Here is a 19,828-nt window from a genome sequence, read left to right on the forward strand (position 1 = left end):
AGGCTCCTGATTGTGGCCGGTTCGACGGTGCGGACGTACGCGTAACGAGCCACGATGGATTCAGCACGCCGGAAGGCTTGCACAAAAGCGCTTTATTTCGCAAACACTGTTGCCTTTTAGGCAACGTCACAGCATCCTCCGGAGCGAGGCTCTTTTTCAAGCAGGAGCAAGGGAATGCTGCATAGCCGCCTGTTGACCTATGTGGACGAGGTGGCGCGCACCGGATCGATCCGCAAGGCGGCGAGCCATCTTAACGTCGCGGCCTCCGCCATCAGTCGCCAGATTCTTGCGCTTGAGACCGAACTCGGCACGCCGATTTTTCAACGGCTGCCGCGCAAGCTGATTCTGACTGCCGCGGGTGAGGTACTGGTTGGCCACATTCGCCAGACCCTGAAGGAATTGACCCGCGCCCAGGGCAAGATCGAGGAACTGAAAGGTTTGCGCCGGGGCGAGATCACGGTGGCGATGATGAGCGGTCTCGCCTCGAACCTCGTGCCCGGCACCGTCAAGCAGTTCCGTGTTTCCAATCCCCGGGTGCGGCTCTGCCTGACGCTGCTGACCACGGGCGAGGACATTCAATCCGCGGTCGCCAGCGGCGAGGCCGACCTCGGCATCGGCTTCGATTTCACCCGCGGCAGTCATCTGAAGGTGCTGGCCCGTGCCGCCGGCAAACTCGGCGCGGTGATGGCGCCGAGCCATCCGCTCGCCAAGCGCAACCAGATCCGGCTCGGCGACTGCGTCGACTATCCGCTCGTGATCGCCGACGGGTCGACCGTGATCCGGCCTTACCTCGATTCAGCATTTGCAAAAGCTTCGCTGGAACCGCTGCCGATCATCGAAACCAACGCCATCGAGATCATGCGCCACGCCGCCATTCTTGATAATGGCATCACCTTTCTTACGCCGTTCGACATCGAGTTCGAGCGGCGCGTCGGCCGCCTGGTTTACGTGCCGGTGCGTGAGTTGGCGCACGAGACGCAGACGCTCATGCTGATCGGCCACGAGCGCGGGACGAGCGCGATCGCCAGCGTGCTCGCGGAGATGCTGAAGGCGATGATGCGTGAGGCCGCGGCGTGAGCGACCGGGGCGTCGCCCGCAGTCATTGCAGGGCGGGTCGCAGCCGCTTCGCGCTCGATGCGATATGAAGACCGGAACGGTCATCGTGGCAAACATTTCACGAATCATGCCGCGTTCGACCGATGATCTGCATGCTTTCAGAGAGCCACAGGCGCTCACCCGCAGCAGATTGGACATGATTTGCTAGAGCTAGCTCAAACTTCCCCATGATGGATGAGCGAGAGCTCAGGATTTTAAAACAGTTAGACGACGCCGTGTGCACCACGTGTGCACCGGGAGATCAAGAAAAATCTCATCACAGCCAATGTGAGAAGGCCTTCTGAAGTGGGTAGGAGTCGCCCCAGGTGGGGACGTGCACGTCTCTGGGCCGTGCGTTGCTTAGACCTGAAACACTTGCCGCGGCGAGCGCGTCAGACATTCATGCCCGGTCTCAGTGACGAGCACTGTCTCGCTGATCGCGATGCCGTCGGCGGAGACATACATGTGGAACACCATGCCTACTCCAGCGTCCAATGGGCCGTGGGCAGGAAGATGCGCGAGAAGTCGCTGGTGCGCGGGCCATGGAGCGGATAGCAGCCGAGCGAATAGCCGGTGATGTTGGGTAGTCGGGCCGCAGGCCATCGGCGAGCATCGCCTTTCGCGCCAGAGCATCGAGGTCGGCGGCGTTGGCTCCAGGCTTGATCGCTTCGAACTGCCGGTCCTGGATATCGATAAGCCGTCGAGCGAGATGCGACCGGCGCGGGTCGATTTCTCCGATCACCGCCGAGCGCTGTAGCCGTCGATATAGGGCAACAGCTCCATATGCAGGATATCGCCCTTGGCCAGCGGCTGCTTGGTCAGTCCGCCATGCAAGAACGCGTTGCCGACGCCAGCGGTAATGATCCCGGCGCGTGCGGCGTCCGCGCCTTCCTGCATGAAGACTTGATAGACGGCCGCTGCCGCGTCGCGGCGCGATCGGCCTTCGCCGGAGGCTTTCAGAGCTGCATCGATGCCGAGGTCGCCGATCGCGGCAGCGCGCCGGAGCACGGCGATCTCCCTCGTGCTCTTCCTGGCGCGTAGCTCGGCCATCACGCCGGAGAAGTCGACAAAGCGCGCGTCTGGCAGTTGCGCCGAGAGCTGCTTGAAGCGGGAGCGCGGCATGCAATTGGAATCCTCATCGAGCCCGACGCGGCCTGTCGCATAGCCAAGGCTACGGATGGTGTCGGCGAGCACCCGGATCGGGACTTCCCAATCGGCGAAGGCAACGGAGCGCGACAGCCACGAGCTCTCGGTGAACGGGCCAAGGTCGACGGCGCGAAGTATCATGATCGGCTCGCCATCGCGCGGGAGGAGGCAGGCCCGGTACATGTTCTCCGAGATCAAGAAGCCGGTGACCTAGGCGAGGAACTCGCTCTGGTCGATGACGAGGACATCGAGTTCGCGGGCGGCCATCCGCTCGCGCACGCGCTTGATGCGCGCCTCATATTCGTCGATCGGAAACAACATCGTCATTCATCCTTCGCGGGATCGGGTGCGCGCGCTTCGGCGCCCACTATCCGCAAATCTCCAGAATAGCCAGCATGTAGATGCGGATCATGTCGATGAAGTCGACGATATCGACCCGCTCGTCGGGCATGGTGTTGTAGCGGCCGCCGGGGCCGCAGACGATGCCTTCCATCCCGCCGAAATAGTGCAGATGACCGGCATCAGTCCCATAGAAGCAACTCGGGGTAACGGCGCCTGTCGGCTGCTCTTCGCCGCGTACCGCGCGATAGGCGCGGTTGACGGCCTCGACGATCAGGCTCGTACGCGCCACCTCGAAAGGCGGCATGGTCGGCACGCCGGAGCGGTCCTCCGACATGATCTCGGCCTCGAGGCCAGGGAACCGTGCTTCAAGCGCGTCGAGCTCGCGACGCATGTCGGCCATCGCGCCGGCCTCGGTCTGGCCTGGCGCATAGCGGCCCGAGCCCTTGATCCGCACGAAATCAGCGACCTGGGGCGTGCGCCATTCATGCAGCTCGCGGCCGAGCGCGCCGTGGACGACGCCGACATGGACGCGGTTGATCCGCTCATGCTCCGGCGAAAGGGCGCCCGAGAATTTCATCGCATTGAGGCGCGGAATGACGTCACACGCGGCCGTGATCGCATCGATCGCCTCTTCGCGCTTGGACAAATGACGGGTATTGCCGGTCAACTCGATGATGAACATGAAGGCGGCCGCATGCATCGTCATGGCCTTCAGATCGGTCGGCTCGGAGTTGATGAAATAGTCGGCGCGAAGTCCCTGCTCGACCAGCGAGTAGGTGCCGACGCCGCCCTGCAGCTCGCCCACCACGTAGGTGAGGATGACGTCACCCCTGAGTTTGACGCCGGCGTCGATCAGCGTCTTGACCGCGCAGAAGTAGGCGGCGTCGCCGGCCTTCATGTTGGAAACGCCGATGCCGTAGATGAAGGCGTCGTCGACCTTGCCTGCCCAGGGGTCGACGGTCCAGCCCTCGGTCACCGGGTTGGTGTCGAGATGGCCGTTGAACATCAGGCTCGTGCCGCCGCCCGCACCCTTCCAGCGGCCGACGGCGTTGACCCGGCCCTCCTTGCCGAAGGGCGCAAGCTCGGTCTCCAGCCCGATCTCACGCATGCGACCTGCCATGAAGGCTGCGAGCTGCTTCTCGCCGTCCGATTTGGAGTAGCTCTTGTGCTGCACCATGCGTGACAAGAGGTCGAGGGCGGCGGGCACATCGATTCGGGCGAGAAGTGCGTTGTGATCCATGGGGGAAGTCCTTGTCGTCAGCCGACTGGCACGGGCGAGGCGGCCATCAGTTCGCGGGTATAGGGATGGACGTGGTCTGCGTCGAAATCCTCGACCGGCAGCAGGTCGACCATCTCGCCTCGGCGCATCACCGCGATGCGGTGGGCAATTTGACGGATGAGGTTGAGATCGTGGGTGATGAAGAGAAAGGCGGTTCCGGTTTCCTCGCGCAGCGCCAGCAGCAATTCGATGATCTGTGCCTGCACGGAGACGTCCAGCGGCGCCGTGATCTCGTCGCAGATCACGAGTTTCGGCCGTGCGGCGAAGGCACGCGCGATGGCGATGCGCTGCTTCTCGCCGCCTGAAAGCTGATGGGGCCAGCGGTTGGCGTAGGATGCGGGCAGGCGCACCTGTTCGAGCAGGCGGGGAATATTCGCAAGATGGCCGCCGTAGAGCTTGAGAGGACGCGACAGGATCTCGTCGATCCTGTGACGCGGATTGAGCGAGGCATCGGGATGCTGGAAGATGATCTGTACGTCGCGGCGGTAAGCGGCGTTCATGTCGCGCATGCGGTGGATCTCGTGCGCGTCGAAGGTGATCTTGCCCGAGAAGCGTGCGAGCCCGGTAAGGGCGCGCGCCATTGAAGACTTGCCAGAGCCGGACTCGCCGACAAGACCGAGGATCTCGCCGCCACGAACCTCGAGCCCGATCTTTTTCGTAGCCGGCGGCGGCGCGTCGCGAAACAGTCTGCCGCTGCCATATCGGACTTCGATGTCGGAGGCCGCGAGAACGACCTGGTCACCCGGCTTGTCATGGACAAGACGGCGTTCCGGTCTGGGCACGGCGTCTACAAGTGCGCGCGTGTTAGCATGTCGCGGCGCACGGAAGATGTCGGCCGCCGGCGCCTGCTCGACCAGGCGGCCGCGCTCCAGGACCGCGACCCGGTCCGCGACCCGCGTCACAAGCGCAAGATCGTGAGAAATATAGAGCGCGGCGACGCCCGTCTCCCGGCGTAGTCGCGCGAACAGTGCGAGGATGCGTGCGCCCGTGATCACGTCGAGTGCCGTGGTCGGCTCGTCGAACAGGATGACGTCGGGACGGCAGCCGAAGGCGGTGGCAATGATGACGCGCTGTTTTTCTCCGCCGGAGATCTCGTGGGGGTAGCGCCGCATGATTGCAGCAGGATTGTTGAGATCGACGTGGCCAAGCAGATTGACGGCGAGCGAACTGGCGTCGCGCTGCTTGAGGCCGCGGTGCTGGATCAGGGCTTCCGTGATTTGACGACCGATGGTGAGCGTCGGGTTGAGTGAGGTCGAGGGATCCTGAAACACCATGCCGAGCCGGCGGCCACGTATCCTGGTGAGCTCGCCTGGGCTCAATCGTTGCAGGTCGATGTCGCCGAGACGCAACGACCCGGCAACTTCACGGGCATTTTCCGGCAAATGGCGCATCAGCGCCCAGGCGAGCGAGCTCTTGCCGGAGCCGGACTCTCCGACCAGGCCCAGCACCTCGCCTGGTCCGATCTCCAGCGAAATGTCGTGCAGCACACGTACCGGGCCAGCGGACGAGATGTAGTCGAGCGTATAATTCTGGATCGAAAGTACGGGGGTCACCGCTCGTCCTTCGGGTTGAGGGCGTCGCGAAGACCATCGCCGACCAGGTTGAAGGCAATCGCGGTGAGTGCAATCGCGGCCGAGGGCGCGATCAATCCCCACGGTGCCTGATGCATGTGTTGGCGCGCGTCCGCCACCATGAGGCCCCATTCGGATGCGGGCGGTTGGGCGCCGACGCCGAGAAAGCTCAGCGTCGCGAACAGCATGACGGCGAAGGACACGCGGATGGTGGATTCGATCACGATCGGCGCCATGACGTTCGGCAACATCTCGCGGAAGATGATCCAAGGCGCTCCCTCGCCACGCGCGATGGCCGCCTTGACATAGTCCTGATTGCGTACGTTGAGCGCGGCCGAGCGGGTCACCCGCGCCATGCCCGGCGCAAAGGCCACCGCGATGGCAATGACGGCATTGCCGGCGCCGTTGCCGAGCGTTGAGACCAGCAACAGGGCCATCAGAAGGCCGGGGATCGCCATCACGGCGTCGATCGTGCGCATGATGGCCTCGTCGGTTCGTCCGCCGAGATAGGCAGAGCCAACGCCGATGGTCGCTCCGGCTGCGCTGCCGACGAAGGTGGCGATGAAAGCGAGCGGCACGGTCGAACGCGCGCCGACCATCAGGCGGCTCAGGATGTCGCGGCCGAATTGATCGGCGCCAAGCCAGTTCTGCCAGCCGGGTGCGCGAAACCGGCCAAGAAAATCAATCTTCTCCGGCGCATAGGGCGCCAATGCGGGCCCGAACAGGCAGGCGGCCGCGATCAGCGCCAGCAGCACGATTCCGACGAAACCTTGTGGCTTTCGCATCAGGCGGATGAACAGCTCAGTCATAGCGGATCCGCGGGTCGAGAAACGCATAGGCCATGTCGGCGAGCGTGTTGGTGACGGCATAGGTCGCGGCCATGATCAACGCGCCCGCCTGGATCGAGGGCAGGTCGCGCGTGGTGATGGCGACCATCAGCGCGCGCCCGATGCCGGGAATGGCGAAGATCTCCTCGATCACGATGATCCCGCCGAGCAAATAGCCGACGTCGAGCGCGATGATGGTGACGACCGGCAACAGCGCGTTGCGCAGGGCGTGACGAAACACCACGGTGCGTTCCGGCAGGCCCTTCAGGCGCGCGGCCCGGATATAGTCCGATTTCAGCACGTCGAGCGTCTCGGAGCGCATCATGCGCATGACATGCGCGACGAGGATCAACGAGACAGTGAGCACCGGCAGCGCCAGATGACGGATGCCGTCGCCGAAATCCTCCAGTGGAGAGACGTAGCCGGTCGCCGGCAACCAATGCCATGTATCGGCCAGCAACAGGGCAAGTAGCGTCGCAGTGACGAATTCCGGCAGCGAGACCCCGAGATAGGCAATCAGGCTGACGCCCGTGTCGGTGAGCCTGCCTTGCCGCAGCGCCGCGACCACGCCGAGCGGCACGGCAATGGCCAGCGTGACCAGGATGGCTGATACGGCCAGCAGCAGCGAGCGCGACAGCGCCGCCAGCATTTCCGGGCCGACGGGCAGGCTCGTGCGCATCGAGATGCCGAAATCGCCGGTGAAGACGTGGCGGGCCCAGCGACCATATTGCAGCCAGGCTGGATCGCCGAGCCCCAGCCTTGTCCTGAGCGCGGCCAGCACTTCGGGCGTCGCGTTTTCCCCGAGCAGCGACTGGGCGGCGTCGGCCGGCAGGATCTGCGTGATGGCGAACACCAGCATCGAGACCACGATGACGGTGTAGACCATCAGCATCAAACGGCGCGCAAACCAGGCCAGCGACACCGAGCGCCTCCGGCGTCAGGCGCGCTTCGGCGCGCCGGCGCCGAGCGAGGCCATGTCGAGGCGGAACACCGAGCCGCGTGGATGGAGAGCGTATCCTTCGACGTAGGACCGTTGTGCCGCGAGCAGGTCGAAGAATGCCGAAATCACCGAGGGGACCTCGGCGTTCATCATGTCCTGAGCCTTGGCGTAGAGTGCCGTGCGTTTCGCTTCGTCGGTCTCGACGCGGGCTGCATTGATGACCGCGTCGAAGTCCGCGTTGTTCCAGTGGGTCTCGTTCCAGGCCGCGTCGGATGTGTAGAGCAGCTTGAAGACGGCGTCGGCGGTCGGCTGCATGTTGTAGAAGCCGACGTAGAAGTTGCCTTTCTTCCAGACCTGGTCGAGATAGGTGGCATGCGGCATGGTCTGCACGTTGATGCGGAAGCCCGCCGCGGCCGCCATCTCGCGAACGGCGACGCCGAGCTGCGTGCGGGTTGACGGCCTGTCGGACGCGACCAGCGTCAAATCGATGCCGTTGGGATAGCCTGCGTCGGCCAGCAGCTTCTTCGCCGTGGCGATGTCGGGCTTCTTCAGCGGAATGTTCTTGTAGAAGTGGTAGGCGGAGCTCAACGGCGTGTCGTTGCCTGGCGTGCCGTAGCCGCCGGCGACGAAGCCGACGGTTGCCTCGCGATCCACCACCAAGGCCAAGGCCTGGCGGACGCGCACGTCGTTGAACGGCTTCTGGTCGCATCCGAGGTTGATGTTCAGGAACTGGCCGGATGGGGTGCGCAGCGCCTTGACGCCATCGGCCTTGGCGAGGCGCTCATATTCGCCCGGCGCGGTCGTGAGCAACAGATCGATTTCACCGGAGATCATTGCGGACGCTTCGGCGGTGCGGTCCGGATAGACCAGCAGCTCGATCCGGTCGAGGTAGGGCCGCGCCGGATCATAATAAGCGGGGTTGCGTTCGACGACGATCCGGCGGTCGGGCTCGTACGACGCCAGCTTGAATGGGCCGGTGCCGTTGGCGGTAGTCGAAAGGCTCGCGAGGTCGCCGGCGATGACCTTGGCCGGAACGATACGCGCGTTGAGATAGGTGAGTGCCACTGGCAGGTCGGCATAGGCGCCTGCGAGCGTGAACTTGACGGTCAGCGGATCGACCGCGGCGACCTCCTTGATCGGGCCGACATTGGTGCGGCCGGGGGAAGCGGTCTTCGGATCGAGGATCGCGTTGATGGTGGCTACGACGTCGTCGGCGGTCAGCGGCGAACCGTCATGAAACGTCACGCCCGGGCGCAGCTTGAAGGTCCACTCGGTCAGCGTCGCGTTGGGCTCCCAGGACATCGCGAGGTCCGGCTCGACTGTCATGTCCGGCTTCAGCCGGGTGAGGTTGGAGTAGAGCAGTTCGGTGACGAGATATTCCGGGTTCACGCGCGCCAGCATCGGATGGATGACCGATGCGGCCTGGTCGACCGACATCCGGAGCACGCCGCCGCGCTTCGGGGCTTCGGCGAGGGCGATCCTGGGCAGACCGGCGAGGCTGATCGCGGTTCCCGCAAGGAAAAGACGGCGCGTGACGGACAGCATGGATGCGTGCTCCTTGAGCTAGCGGACGGCAGGTGTTTCGGGAGACAGATCGGAACGAAATTCGGCTGAAAGATAGGCAAGGACCGATTTCGCCAGCGCGACGATGTCGGCGCGCGTGGTAAATTCGCCGGGAGCGTGAATGCGGCTTTCCGGCCGGCCGAGGCCGGTCAACAGGATCTCCTGCATTCCGGTCCGTTGTACCCAGCCGAAATCAGAACAGCCCGTCGCACCCCAGTTGGCGAAATCGTCCGGTGCGTATCCGAACCCGGCCGACAGCGCCTCCTGCCAGCGCGGCCAGTGCGGGCCTGTCGGATCGGATGTCGGCATGAGGTGGCCGGCGAGAACGACGTCGACGTCGGCCCCGGGAGCCGCCGCAAATATGGCGTTCTCGATTGTGGCACGCGCGGCCTGAAAGTCTTCTTCAGGAGCATAGCGCCGACAGACGAGAATTTCAAAGAGCGATGGAGTCTGGCCGCCGCATTGGCCGCCATGGGCTGCGGAAATATCAAGCTGGGCTGCGAGCGGATGCGTCGCATGCGGCGGCGCGGGCAGGGCGGACGTCCGCGCGGCGATATCTGGTTTCAATGCTGCGAGCGCATTGAGGATCGGCAGTGCGACCTCGATGGCGTTGGCGTTTGAACCGGCGGCTCTGGCTTGGCTTGCGTGAACCGTCTTGCCGCGCACGCGCACCAGCAGCGTGAAGAGACCAAAGCAGCCGGCCCAGATGCGCGGCGCTGCGGCACCGTTGAAGTTCAGAATGTGGCCTTCGAGCAAACCCTGCTCCGCCAGATAACGCACGCCGGGATAGAGTCCGGCTTCTTCGTCGGTGCAAAGCAGCAGCATCGGGTCGTAGCCGAGTGGAACACCGATCGTGTCGGCGGCGCGCAGCGCGAGCAGCACGGCCGCGATGGTGCCTTTCATGTCGGCGGCGCCGAGGCCGATCAGGCGATCGTCGTCGCGCGTCAACTGGAACGGATCGGTGGTCCACCCGGGCGCTGCCGGTACGGTGTCGACGTGAAAATACAGCCCGAGCACCGGTTTGTCCGAGCGGCGGCGCGCGATGAGATTGGTTCTGCGCCCTTGCGCCGGGCCGCCCGCCACCCACCACAAATGCTCGGGGACTTCGACGCGTTGGCAGTCCAGGCCGAGTGTTGCAACGGCGATCTCCATCAATCCGGCAAACGCTTCATATCCCGCGCCGGGCGGGAAACTCGTGTCGATCGCCACCATCCGAGCAAGATCGTCGATCGCACGCTCGACCGTGCGCTCGATTTCGGCGAAACCGTCGGTCAGCGTCGGGCTGGCCTGTCCAGGGCCTTGCGGTGGAGAAAACATTTGCGGCGGCTCATTTCTATATTCTATAAAGAAATATGCAAAGCCGATTGCTGTCAATTCCGAAGAATGAGGCAGGCGTGACCGGTAAACAGGCAAAAGCAGCGGCGAGCGACCAATCCAGCCTACCGGTTCCGTTGTACGAGCACGTCAAGCGGCAGATCGCCGAGGCGATCCTGGTGGGCGAACTGTCGCCGGGCACGGTGCTTCCCGGTGAAGTTGCACTTGCCGCGCGATACGGGGTTGCAGTCGGCACCATCCGCCGGGCGCTCGCGGACCTGACGGCCGACGGCATGCTGGTTCGCCGGCGCAAGACCGGGACGGTCGTGACCGGCCGCGCGCCACAACATAGTCTGCGCTTTTTCTTCCAGTATTTCCGACTTCATGGAGAAGACGGCGGGCTCCAGCGCTCCGTGCCCGAAGTCTTGTCCGTGATGTTGCGGCCGGCCGATGCAGAGGAGGCCATCCTCTTCACGGAAGTCGTTGGTGAGCCGCTGCTCTGTCTTCATCGCGTCCGACGTGTTGGCCGCGTGCCGGTGATGCATTCGCGAATACGGATCGTTGCGCGCCGAGTGCCCGATTTCCCACATGCGCCGGCAAGCGTGCCGGCGCTGCTCTACCTCCATCTGCTCGACGCCTATGGCATTCGCATCGCGGCGATACGCGAGAAGCTCATGGCAGAGCTCGCCGACAAGGAGGATCGGCGTCTACTTGCGCTGGCTTCGCCGAACGCCGTTCTGGTGATCCGCGAGGAAGCGTACGATCAAGCCGGTGCGCTTGCGATCCTGAGCGAGCACCGCGCCACGACTGCGCATCATCACTACGTGAACGAGATCCGCTAATCTGTTTCGAGCGGTTGCTACGCGGGCGGCAGATTTGACACGGCCGCCCTGCTGAGATCATCAAGCAATCCGCGCGACGTTCCGCCGGGTCTGTCGAACATCGAGCGCAGAAGCCGATCACCGATGCGGGTTGTGACGCACGGACTAGAGATAGCATCCGCTTGTGCCAATCAGATCTCAAATGTTAATTCGCAGCGAATGTCGGTATCGGTGGTTGTGTCTCCCCGAGCTGAACCAATTTGCCGTTTTCTCTCGCCGCTCGAACGCGAGCGTTTATTTGACTTTCTCCGACGACGCTTCCTTACGTTAGCTCGAATTGGCCCATGATGGATTGGAGCGAGAACTCTGGAGTTTTAATCGGTTAAGAGGCGGCGTATGCACGACGTGTGCACCGGGAGATCAAGAAAAATCTTCCGACATCCAACGTGAGCGAATTTTCCGAAGTGGTCGGGGCGGTCGCGGGGCGCCGCTTCGTCGGCCACGCATTCGCGCAGCTACACCTACGGCTTGTTCGATCAGTGATGCAGCGTCCTGGGATCGGAGCAGCTGACTCTTAATCAGCGGGTCCCAGGTTCGAGCCCTGGTGCGCCCACCAAATAAATCAAACACTTAGCGGTTTGATCAAGCGGCAAAACCAGCGCCGTTTACACCACCGTTTACAGTTTTGTTCTCGCTTCGAGCTTCAGCACCGCTGCTTCTGCGAGCTGAATGTCGCGACCGAGATAGTGTGCATCGAGAATAGCCTCGACGTCCTTCAACGAGTGTCCTGTGACGGCCGCGATCTGCGGCACGCTGGCGCCTGCGATCGCAAGCCGAACCACCGCTGTGCCTCGTAGGTCATGAAAGGTCAGGCCGTCGATGCCAGCGCGCTCGCAAGCCTTTCCCCAAGACGTCCGAAAGCCATCGGAGGTCCAGGGGCGGCCCAGTGTGTTCGTCAGGATAAGCGGGCCCTGGCGGCTCGTCGCATCAAGCAGGGCCCGCAGAGGCGCGCCAGCGGGCATTGCAACCCTGCGACCACCTTTCGATTGGCGAAGACGAATGTAAGGGCTCTCGTAGGCCGACCAGGGGAGGCGCAAAAGGTCCCCCTGCCGTTGCCCGCTCCATAGAGCCAAGATCAGCGCCAGCTGGATCTCGCTGGAGGCGACCGCTAGGACCGCGGCGATGTCTTGCTCCGTCCAGATCTTATCCTTGCGGTCTGCTACGTAGAGGCGGCCGCCGCGTTCGCATGGGTTGGTCGCGATGATGCCGCGGTCCTTCGCGAACGACATGACACGCGCCAGCGTCGTCCAGGCGTAGTCGGCCTTACGTGGCGTCTCAGCGAACGAGTCGCGCCAGGTCTTGAATTCACCACGCACGCGGCGGTCGGCCAGAGCTGCCACCGGTAGGTCGCCAAACGCGTCTTCGATCAGCTTAATATAGGCGAGGTACGCGCGGCGCGTCGAGGCCGCTAGGCCAGTGAATTCTGGTGCGGCCTTGTACTGCGCGATGATCGTCATGAACGTGCCTGCGCGTGGTTGGCGAAGGCTTGTGTGCGCGTCGTGATACTCTCGAACGAACTCGGGGGTATTCGTCCAGCCAAATGCCTCCTGAAGCGTCAGATGTAGCCGATCAAGGCGCAGAGTGACGGGTACGACAAGGCGACGCATCACCTCTGGTTTCACGTCCTTGAGGGTCACCTTGATCCGGACCGCGGTCGTGTTCAGGCTCATGCCGCCAGCCTCGGATCGTGTGCATGCATCGTGTAGATCGACGCCCAAGGGAGCAGTTCGTCCAGTCGCGCCGCAGGCCAACCATTGACGAGCTTGGCGAGAACATCAGCGAGCCAGTGCTCGGCACTGACGCCATTGAGCTTACAGGTCTCGATTAACGAAGCCAGAACTGCCCAATTCTCGGCGCCATCGTCGCAACCGGCAAAAAGGGAGTTCTTGGCGTTGAGCTTGATCGGCCGCATCGCACGCTCGACAGCATTCGTGTCCATCTCGATGCGCCCGTCATCAAGGTAGAGCGTCAGGCCGTCCCGATGACGCAGCGCGTAACGCAAGGTCTTCGCCGTGTCGCTCTTTTGTGCAAGGTAATCAAGCTTGGCCTCAAACCACTGCTTCAAGGCTGTAGCCAGAGGTCGGGCATGCGCCTGCCTGCCAGCACGGCGCTCGGCATCCGATCGGCCGCGGAGCGCTTTCTTGACCGCGTAAAGTTGGGCGATGCGCTCAAGAGCCTCGCGGGCAACCGGAGCTGGCGCCGGAGCAGCCTCGCGCTCGATCTTCACAAACTGGCGCCTCAGATGCGACCAGCAGAAGGCGAGCGTCCCGGACAAGGCGTCCGCACGCGTCTCTCGGGTCATGGTCTTGTAAGCCTGATAGCCGTCGCAGTGGATGATGCCGCGATAGCCCTCGAGCAGCCTCAAGCCATGAACGGCCCCACGGCCCGGTGCATAGGCGTAAACCACGCCAGGTGGGTCAGGTCCGGCCCAGGGCCTGTCATCGCGTGACAGCGCCCAGAAGTAGCCGGTTTTGGTCCTGCCGCGCCCCGGATCCAGCACCGGCGCCGGGGTCTCATCGACACAGAGCTTCGAAGAGGCGAGCAGAAGCTGGCGCACACGATGCCAAAAGGGCTTCAATTCCTGGGCGGCGTAGCCGACCCAGAAGGCGAGCGTGGAACGGTCGATGGCGATACCGTGGGTCGCCAGCATCTGCGCCTGACGATAGAGCGGCAAATGCCAATGATACTTGGCGTCAATTACATGCGCGACGAGACGCTCGGTCGGCAATCCCCCCTTGATCAATCGCTCGGGCGCAGCATGCTGGAGGACGACGCCGTGACAGGCGCGGCAGGCTAGTTTGGGGCGGCGGGTGACGATGACGCGATACTGCGCCGGTACGACGTCCAGCCTCTGGCTCTCATCGTGACCGATCTCAGAAAGGACGCCTGCGCAGCACGGGCAGCAGGTTGCAGCGGGCATCAGGGTCTCGATGATGCGCGGCAAATGCTCCGGCAGCTGACCACGGTTGGCTTTGCGCTCGGCCGTCCTCTTCTCGCAGGTTCTGGGATTGGCGCGATCCTCGGCTGCTTCGAGGGCCGCGACGGCCTCTTCCGATGTCCTCCAGAACAAGCTGCAGCTGATCAGCGTCCAGCTTTTCCGAGGATCGACCAAACTGCGCATCCTTCGCAAGGTTGAGCAACCGCTCGAGCCTGGCGCAGCGATCCAGCAGAGCCGCGGCAAAGACACGCAACTCGGCCGGATCGCTCGGCAGCTCATCAGGCAAATCACTCATTGGCCCGAGTCTGCCATGCTTCGCGCATCGATGCAGCGAAGATTTTATGTCCTACAAAACTGCTTTCGGCTGCGGGATTCGAGGCGCGTGCATCCGCGTCCAATCCATGCCGGCCAGAAGCGCGGACAGCTGGGCGGCATTCATCCGCATCACACCGGCCACGATGGGAGGCCATTTGAAGCCGCTGCCATCGAGCCGCTTCCAATACATCACAAGGCCGCTGCCATCCCAGACGACTATCTTCACCCGATCAGCGCGCTTCGCACGGAACACCACCGCCACGCCCTTCATCGGATCATGGCCCAGCGTCTCCTGCGCCATCAGCGCCCCAAGCCCTCCGCACCTTTTCTGAAGTCCACAGGTTGCGTCGCCACGTAAATCGTAAGGCTCGTGGGCGGCGTCAGCATGAACGTGTCCGTCGAAGCGCCAAGAACACATCACTCAACACAGCAAGGCCAGGCGTCCCTCGCACCTCCACTCGTGCCCCCTGGAGTTCAACCGTCACAATGGCTGCTTCCGGCGACCCGGCAGGCTCTGCGAACGCCGGTAGCGCCGATTCCGACAGCACCGGCACAGGACGCGCAACTTTGGCGGCTCATCGGACAGGGCAGGGTCCTTAAGGCAGCGCCGGCCAGGATTGGCAATCCGCCAGCCGCGTCGGGCACTCAAACTGCGTTCGCGCGTCGACAGCTGCAAGTGTGAAGCAGTTCACATGACCATTGCCCGGACTGCGATTACGATTGCAAGGGTATAACGTATCGCCCCGGCGGAATTGTGAAGTAAGTCTTTGGGGGCTGTCGATGGACACAGATATTTTCAAATCGACGACGCGACGTGAGTCGCCGGATCGCTATTTCCAGCTTGTCTCCTGGGTGAAGCGCTGCGTCAAGGCCCAGCGCCTCCAGCTCCGCACGCTGCTTTACCGAGTGCAGTGCCATTTCCTCTGTCAGCTCGGTCTCTTCAAGTTCGTCTTCAGCATCATGCGACTTTTTCGACCGGTATTCATCTTCCGCAAAGTCCTCATCGTCACGCGGGCCTGCGAGGTGCGGGAAGTCCTCGGTCGCTTCGACGACTTCACGCTCGGAGAGTCCATCGTGCCGGGAATGCCGTGGGGCGATTTCCTCATGACCGCGGATTGGCGTCAGCAGCATGCGCAGGAGCGCGCGTGGCTTCAGAGCGCTGTTGGCGTGACCGCCGACTCGGTGAGACTCAGGGCAATCATTAGCCAACGATGCCAGCTGCAGATCGCGGCAGCAAAGGGTGAGATTGACGTCGTCTCCGACTTGCTTGAGCCGGTAGTCGTCGATATCGCCGACAAATATTTTGGTGTTCCTCCCCTTGGGGGAAGTGTGAAAAGCATGGCTGATGCGATGCGCGATCTCGCGGGCATCATTATGGTCAAGCCGCCGATCGACTCGAAGCCATGGCTCCGCTCCCGCGGCAACATCGCGAAAATCACCGAACAGGTAGTAAATGAGATCGCTGCCGTGTCGTCACCGGCGGGATCGCCTGTGGTCGCTCCAGGTGACCTTCTCACCCGCTTCGTTCACCGGTTAGGCACTCCCGGCGCGCCGCTCTGGTTCGACGAAGACTGGATACGGCGCTACCTGACTGGCCTGCTTGCGACGGGCGGAGCGACGATCGTCCGGGCGGCTGCCTCGGCAATCGATCAGATCCTTGCGCACCCGGACGCCTTGCAGGAGGCCCGGAACGTTGCGATCGCGCTGACTGATGCCGAAACTCGCGGTGACAAACAACGTGCGGATGCGCTTCGCACTACACTCCGGCACTTCGTCTATGAGGCGCTCCGCTTCCGGCCGATGCTGCCCCTGCTCCTCCGGGATACGCCGCGCGATACGGTGATCGCATACGGCACGAAGAAGTCCCGATGCGTGCGCGCTGGAACGAGGGTTCTCGCGCCTCCCCTGTCGGCCATGTTCGATCAGGAGGCGGTCCCCGACCCGTCGCGCTTCGATGCGACGCGACAGTTCGAGCAATATCTGCACTTCGGCTTTGGAGCGCGCGAGTGCTTCGGTCGATACATCGCCGAAATTGCCCTGCTGGAGGTTTTCAGGGCGGTGCTGCTGCTAAAGGGGCTCACGCGAAAGAGTGACGCCAAAGGTCAGCTCAGCTTCGATGGACCGGTGGCTTCTGGGCTCGTTGTCGAGTTCAAGAGCAACGAGTTCAAGAGCGATCGGCAACCCGGATAGCGCCCATGGCAAATTATGTCACTATTATCACGCCGATAAAAAGCTCGCTGGCAGGGCAATGTCGTGACTATCTCCGGCGCCATGCCGAACCGCAAGCCGGGATGCAATGCACGGGGGATTTTCCGTTCGACCGCATCTCAACTCTCCACTTTGCCAGCTGCGTCATACTTGAGGAGACAGGCGATTTCGCGCCAAGCCTCGTATTCGAGGCAGCCTTCGATGGCTCGAAAGAGGATTTCATTTCGGACCTGCTGCGTGTGGCCGGCAACGGTATCCACGAGCTCTACCAGCACTGCGAAGGCTACCCTGCTTCCGGTCGCATCTCTCCCGAGCTCGCAAAGGAATATCTGATCAGTCACGACGCGGGAGCCCACATCTACTTCTCCGGCAGCCCCGGCCGCACCGTCGGGGAAATCAGGGGTGAAAGTCGGGTCCGCTCCGAGATAGTCGACCATTTCGTCAAGCCGCAACGTCTTGCCGCCACCGCACCACGTCTGTATGGACTCTTTGCGCAGCTGCGCAGCTTCATGACCGACGACGCAAGCCGCCGCTGGGCTAATCAACCTGCTCCGGTGCCATGGGAAGTGAAATGCCGGAAACTGACCGTCGTAGCGGCAGGGATTGCGGCCGTGGTCCTGGCCTGCCTGATCGGCGCTGGTTGCGACTGGCTGGCGTTGAAATATTTCGGCTGTCCGCCGCTGCTGGAATCGATCCGGACCGCGTTCAAAGTGGTGGATGGCTACAGCAGAGGCACTCTCATCGACCTGTTTCCGAACTCCCCGCTTGAATTGCCGTCTGAGGTGTTTCTCCCTATCGGACTTGCCGTCATCTGGCTCGCGGTCCGTGCAGTCGAACTCCTTTTCACCAGCTGGAGCAAACACCCGCGCGATCAATTCTTCGCCCGCCGCGTTCCGCTGCACATCCTGATCATCTTGCGTTATGGCGTGCTCGTCCTGTTCGCAGGTGCGGTACTGCTGGCGCTCCTTCCCCACATGGGGGCGTTGCTGGATGCGACCACGCTCTCGACGTGGGTTGTGCATGTGGTCCTTGCCTTCGTCCTCTTCCTGTTGCTCGTCGCGCTGCTCTGCCTGCAATACTTCGCGACATGCCTGAAGATCATGGTGGAAGTGAAGCAGCTCAACGGCCGGCAGGAAAACTGGCGACGCTGGCGGCTCGACGTCGTCCGGTTTCTGATGGTATTCGTGCTCGCCTGCGGCGCCCTCATCGTCAGCCGGTACTTGTGGCCAATCATGCCCAGGCACGATGCCGAACGGGTGATCTACTGGGGATTATTGATTGCGGCCTACGCCGTGGTCGGCGTCATTGTCTTGTATGGGCTCGGCGTCGCGCTTCTGTTGGTCGCGCGCCGGCGTGAGCGGAAGGACAAGGAGCAATTTGAGGAGCCCGCAAACCTCGTCGCGAGATCCGCCCAAAACGCCAAAAAGTACGCTCGGGAAGAAGGCGGCAATAACCGCTTCCAAAACCATTTGGCAAGCCTCACTCTGGTGAAGCCGGGCTTCGTCCATGGTCTTGCGTTGCGCGCCACGCTGTTCTTCATCAATCTCCTGTCCCGCTTCTGGTTCAATGTCGGCGCGCTGGGCGATATCCCGACCATCCTCTCGGCCCGGTGGCTGCTGATTGATAGCGGTCGACGGCTGCTGTTTCTCGACAATTATGGAGGCGCCTGGGACAGCTACCTGAACGAGTTCATCGACATGGCCGCAGTGAAGGGACTGAACGCGATCTGGACCAACACCTATGTCGAAGACCAGGCGGGTAAGCGCTACAGCTTCCCCGGAACGCGGTTCTATTTCTGGAGCGGGGCTCAAGCCGAACAGCCCTTCAAGGCTTACGTCCGGGAGAGCCAGATCGAGACGATCATGTGGTACAGCGCCTATCCCACGCTGAGCGTGGTGAACATCAATACCAGCACGGCTATTCGACAATCGCTGTCCCAGCGGCTGGCTCCCACCGGAGTCGACGCAGTCGTTCAAAACCTTTGAGTGGGGATGATCATGGGCAAAAAGGTCGAGGTGGAATGGACGGATGTGCAAGGCATCGTCCTCAGCGGCTACGGAGATCTAAGGCGCTCGGCCTATTTGTTGTGGCGCTTCCAATCCGGTGATCTCCAGCGCAACAAAAACTGGCTATCGGCCCTGCTGACGAGGCGGTTGACTCCATCCCAGCCTGGGCCCAGCAGCAAGACGCAACCCGCCAGGAACCTGGCGCTGACGCCGTCGGGCCTACGCCGTCTCGGCGTCGAGCAGGCCTCGCTCAACTCCTTCTCGTTCGAATTCCTCGAAGGAATGGCTCCCGAGCGAGCCCCGGGCGCGCCGATCCCTCGCCGGACAAACGTCCTCGGCGACCTCGGACACAGCTCGCCCGAGAAGTGGAATTGGGGCGGCTGGAATGAGCAAACCCGCGACATCGACGGGCTCCTCATGCTGTTCGCGGTTGAGGCGGAAATCGATCAGCTGATCCAGGACGAGCTGAATGCACTGGCCGGCATTGCAGACGGCAAACCAATGGTCCTGAGGGGGCAACTCTTCGACCAGGAGATAGAGCACTTCGGCTTCGAGGACGGATTTTCCCAGCCGAAGATCGAGGGCCGACCCAACAAAAGCAAAGGCCATTCCCGGATGGCGAAATCCGAGATCAAGCTGGGGGCCGAGGTCAAGGCAGGCGAATTCCTGCTCGGCTACGAGAATGAGCGTAAAGCCAGTGTGATCCCCAAGGGGCAGGACCGGGATATCAGGCGGAACGGCACCTATCTCGTGTTTCGTCAGCTCGAACAGGACGTCCCCGCTTTCAACTCCTTTGTTTGCGCTGTAGGCCAACAAATCGGCGAGACCGGAGACTGGGTCGCCGCACGCCTGCTCGGCCGGTGGAAGAACGGCGACCCGTTGATCCCCGAGAAACCCAACGGAAACGAGGAAGATGCGAAAAACAACTTCCTGTACCACTACGAGGACCGTTCCGGCCTGAAGTGCCCGATCGGAGCCCACATCCGGCGCGCAAATCCGCGCGACTCCCTCGGACCCGATCCGGAAACAGCGCTGCATCTTTCAAAAATGCATCGCATCATCCGGCGCGGCCGGCCATATGGCGAGAGATGGCAGCCGAATGGTGCAAATGGCCATGGAGACAGAGCCGAGAGGGGAATGCTGTTCATTGCCCTGAACGCTGATATTGCCGGGCAATTCGAGATGATCCAGCACTCATGGATCAACAACCGTCATCTCAACGGTCTTTACACCGGAACGGATCCCATCAGTCACTTCCCTGATGGAGAAGCAATCACGATCCAGAACCGGCCGGCCAACTTCCGCGTCAACCGTCCAAAACCGTTCGTCACGGTTCGCGGCGGAGCTTATTTCTTCCTGCCGGGACTTCGGGCGTTGCGCGATATCGCCGCGGCCAAATGACC

At 62.6% G+C, this 19,828-nt stretch carries 14 protein-coding genes and 1 pseudogene; 5 read left to right on the plus strand and 10 right to left on the minus strand.

From position 1 onward, the window contains the following. Nucleotides 1–174 precede the first annotated feature (174 nt). On the plus strand, nt 175–1,077 hold the full coding sequence (locus tag E4K65_RS03735; protein WP_135172950.1) for a LysR family transcriptional regulator: 903 nt from the start codon (nt 175–177) through the stop codon (nt 1,075–1,077). Nucleotides 1,078–1,833: 756 nt separating this feature from the next. Here the strand turns inward: E4K65_RS03735 and E4K65_RS48440 are convergent. From E4K65_RS48440 to E4K65_RS03770, 7 genes are all read right to left on the minus strand, one after another. Then, nucleotides 1,834–2,439, minus strand: coding sequence for an aminopeptidase P family N-terminal domain-containing protein (locus E4K65_RS48440; RefSeq protein ID WP_283813806.1), 606 nt, complete (start codon nt 2,437–2,439; stop codon nt 1,834–1,836). 169 nt (nt 2,440–2,608) lie between these two features. Then, nucleotides 2,609–3,823, minus strand: coding sequence for a M20 family metallopeptidase (locus tag E4K65_RS03745; protein WP_135172951.1), 1,215 nt, complete (start codon nt 3,821–3,823; stop codon nt 2,609–2,611). Between the two features lie 17 nt (nt 3,824–3,840). Beyond that, entirely contained in the window at nt 3,841–5,415 is a 1,575-nt protein-coding gene (locus E4K65_RS03750) for an ATP-binding cassette domain-containing protein (protein WP_167770403.1), read from the minus strand. Next, nucleotides 5,412–6,242 (minus strand): ABC transporter permease, encoded by an 831-nt coding sequence (locus E4K65_RS03755; protein WP_167770495.1) that lies wholly within the window; start codon nt 6,240–6,242, stop codon nt 5,412–5,414. Before E4K65_RS03755 ends, E4K65_RS03750 begins: the two co-directional genes overlap by 4 nt. Beyond that, a complete protein-coding gene (locus tag E4K65_RS03760; RefSeq protein WP_135172954.1) occupies nt 6,235–7,182 on the minus strand; it encodes an ABC transporter permease in 948 nt (315 codons plus the stop codon). The genes E4K65_RS03755 and E4K65_RS03760 overlap by 8 nt, the downstream gene beginning before the upstream one ends. A gap of 15 nt (nt 7,183–7,197) precedes the next feature. Further along, on the minus strand, nt 7,198–8,745 hold the full coding sequence (locus E4K65_RS03765) for an ABC transporter substrate-binding protein (protein ID WP_135172955.1): 1,548 nt from the start codon (nt 8,743–8,745) through the stop codon (nt 7,198–7,200). 18 nt (nt 8,746–8,763) lie between these two features. Beyond that, nucleotides 8,764–10,080 carry a M20 family metallopeptidase gene (locus E4K65_RS03770; RefSeq protein WP_135172956.1) on the minus strand — a complete coding sequence of 439 codons (1,317 nt, stop codon included), beginning with the start codon at nt 10,078–10,080 and terminating at the stop codon, nt 8,764–8,766. Nucleotides 10,081–10,127: 47 nt separating this feature from the next. On the opposite strand from E4K65_RS03770, the gene E4K65_RS03775 reads away from it, so the two are divergent. Next, nucleotides 10,128–10,919, plus strand: a complete 792-nt coding sequence (locus tag E4K65_RS03775; RefSeq protein ID WP_235885453.1) for a GntR family transcriptional regulator — start codon at nt 10,128–10,130, stop codon at nt 10,917–10,919. A gap of 656 nt (nt 10,920–11,575) precedes the next feature. On the opposite strand, the gene E4K65_RS03785 is transcribed toward E4K65_RS03775, so the two are convergent. From E4K65_RS03785 to tnpB, 3 genes and pseudogenes are all read right to left on the minus strand, one after another. After that, entirely contained in the window at nt 11,576–12,628 is a 1,053-nt protein-coding gene (locus tag E4K65_RS03785) for a tyrosine-type recombinase/integrase (protein WP_135172957.1), read from the minus strand. Next, nucleotides 12,625–14,191: pseudogene (tnpC, locus tag E4K65_RS03790) on the minus strand (IS66 family transposase). Before tnpC ends, E4K65_RS03785 begins: the two are co-directional and overlap by 4 nt. Before the next feature lie 51 nt (nt 14,192–14,242). Next, nucleotides 14,243–14,629: an IS66 family insertion sequence element accessory protein TnpB gene (gene tnpB / locus E4K65_RS03795; protein ID WP_430649020.1), complete on the minus strand. Its 387-nt coding sequence runs from the start codon at nt 14,627–14,629 to the stop codon at nt 14,243–14,245. 362 nt (nt 14,630–14,991) lie between these two features. On the opposite strand from tnpB, the gene E4K65_RS03800 reads away from it, so the two are divergent. The 3 genes from E4K65_RS03800 to E4K65_RS03810 are packed head-to-tail and all read left to right on the plus strand — an operon-like array spanning nt 14,992 to nt 19,826. Beyond that, nucleotides 14,992–16,401, plus strand: coding sequence for a cytochrome P450 (locus E4K65_RS03800; protein WP_135172958.1), 1,410 nt, complete (start codon nt 14,992–14,994; stop codon nt 16,399–16,401). A 5-nt stretch (nt 16,402–16,406) separates the two neighbouring features. Further along, nucleotides 16,407–18,404, plus strand: a complete 1,998-nt coding sequence (locus E4K65_RS03805; RefSeq protein WP_135172959.1) for a hypothetical protein — start codon at nt 16,407–16,409, stop codon at nt 18,402–18,404. Nucleotides 18,405–18,416: 12 nt separating this feature from the next. Continuing rightward, nucleotides 18,417–19,826 carry a Dyp-type peroxidase gene (locus E4K65_RS03810; protein WP_135172960.1) on the plus strand — a complete coding sequence of 470 codons (1,410 nt, stop codon included), beginning with the start codon at nt 18,417–18,419 and terminating at the stop codon, nt 19,824–19,826. Nucleotides 19,827–19,828: the final 2 nt, after the last annotated feature.

The sequence above is a fragment of the Bradyrhizobium niftali genome (genome assembly GCF_004571025.1).
In the GTDB taxonomy this organism is placed as follows: domain Bacteria; phylum Pseudomonadota; class Alphaproteobacteria; order Rhizobiales; family Xanthobacteraceae; genus Bradyrhizobium; species Bradyrhizobium niftali.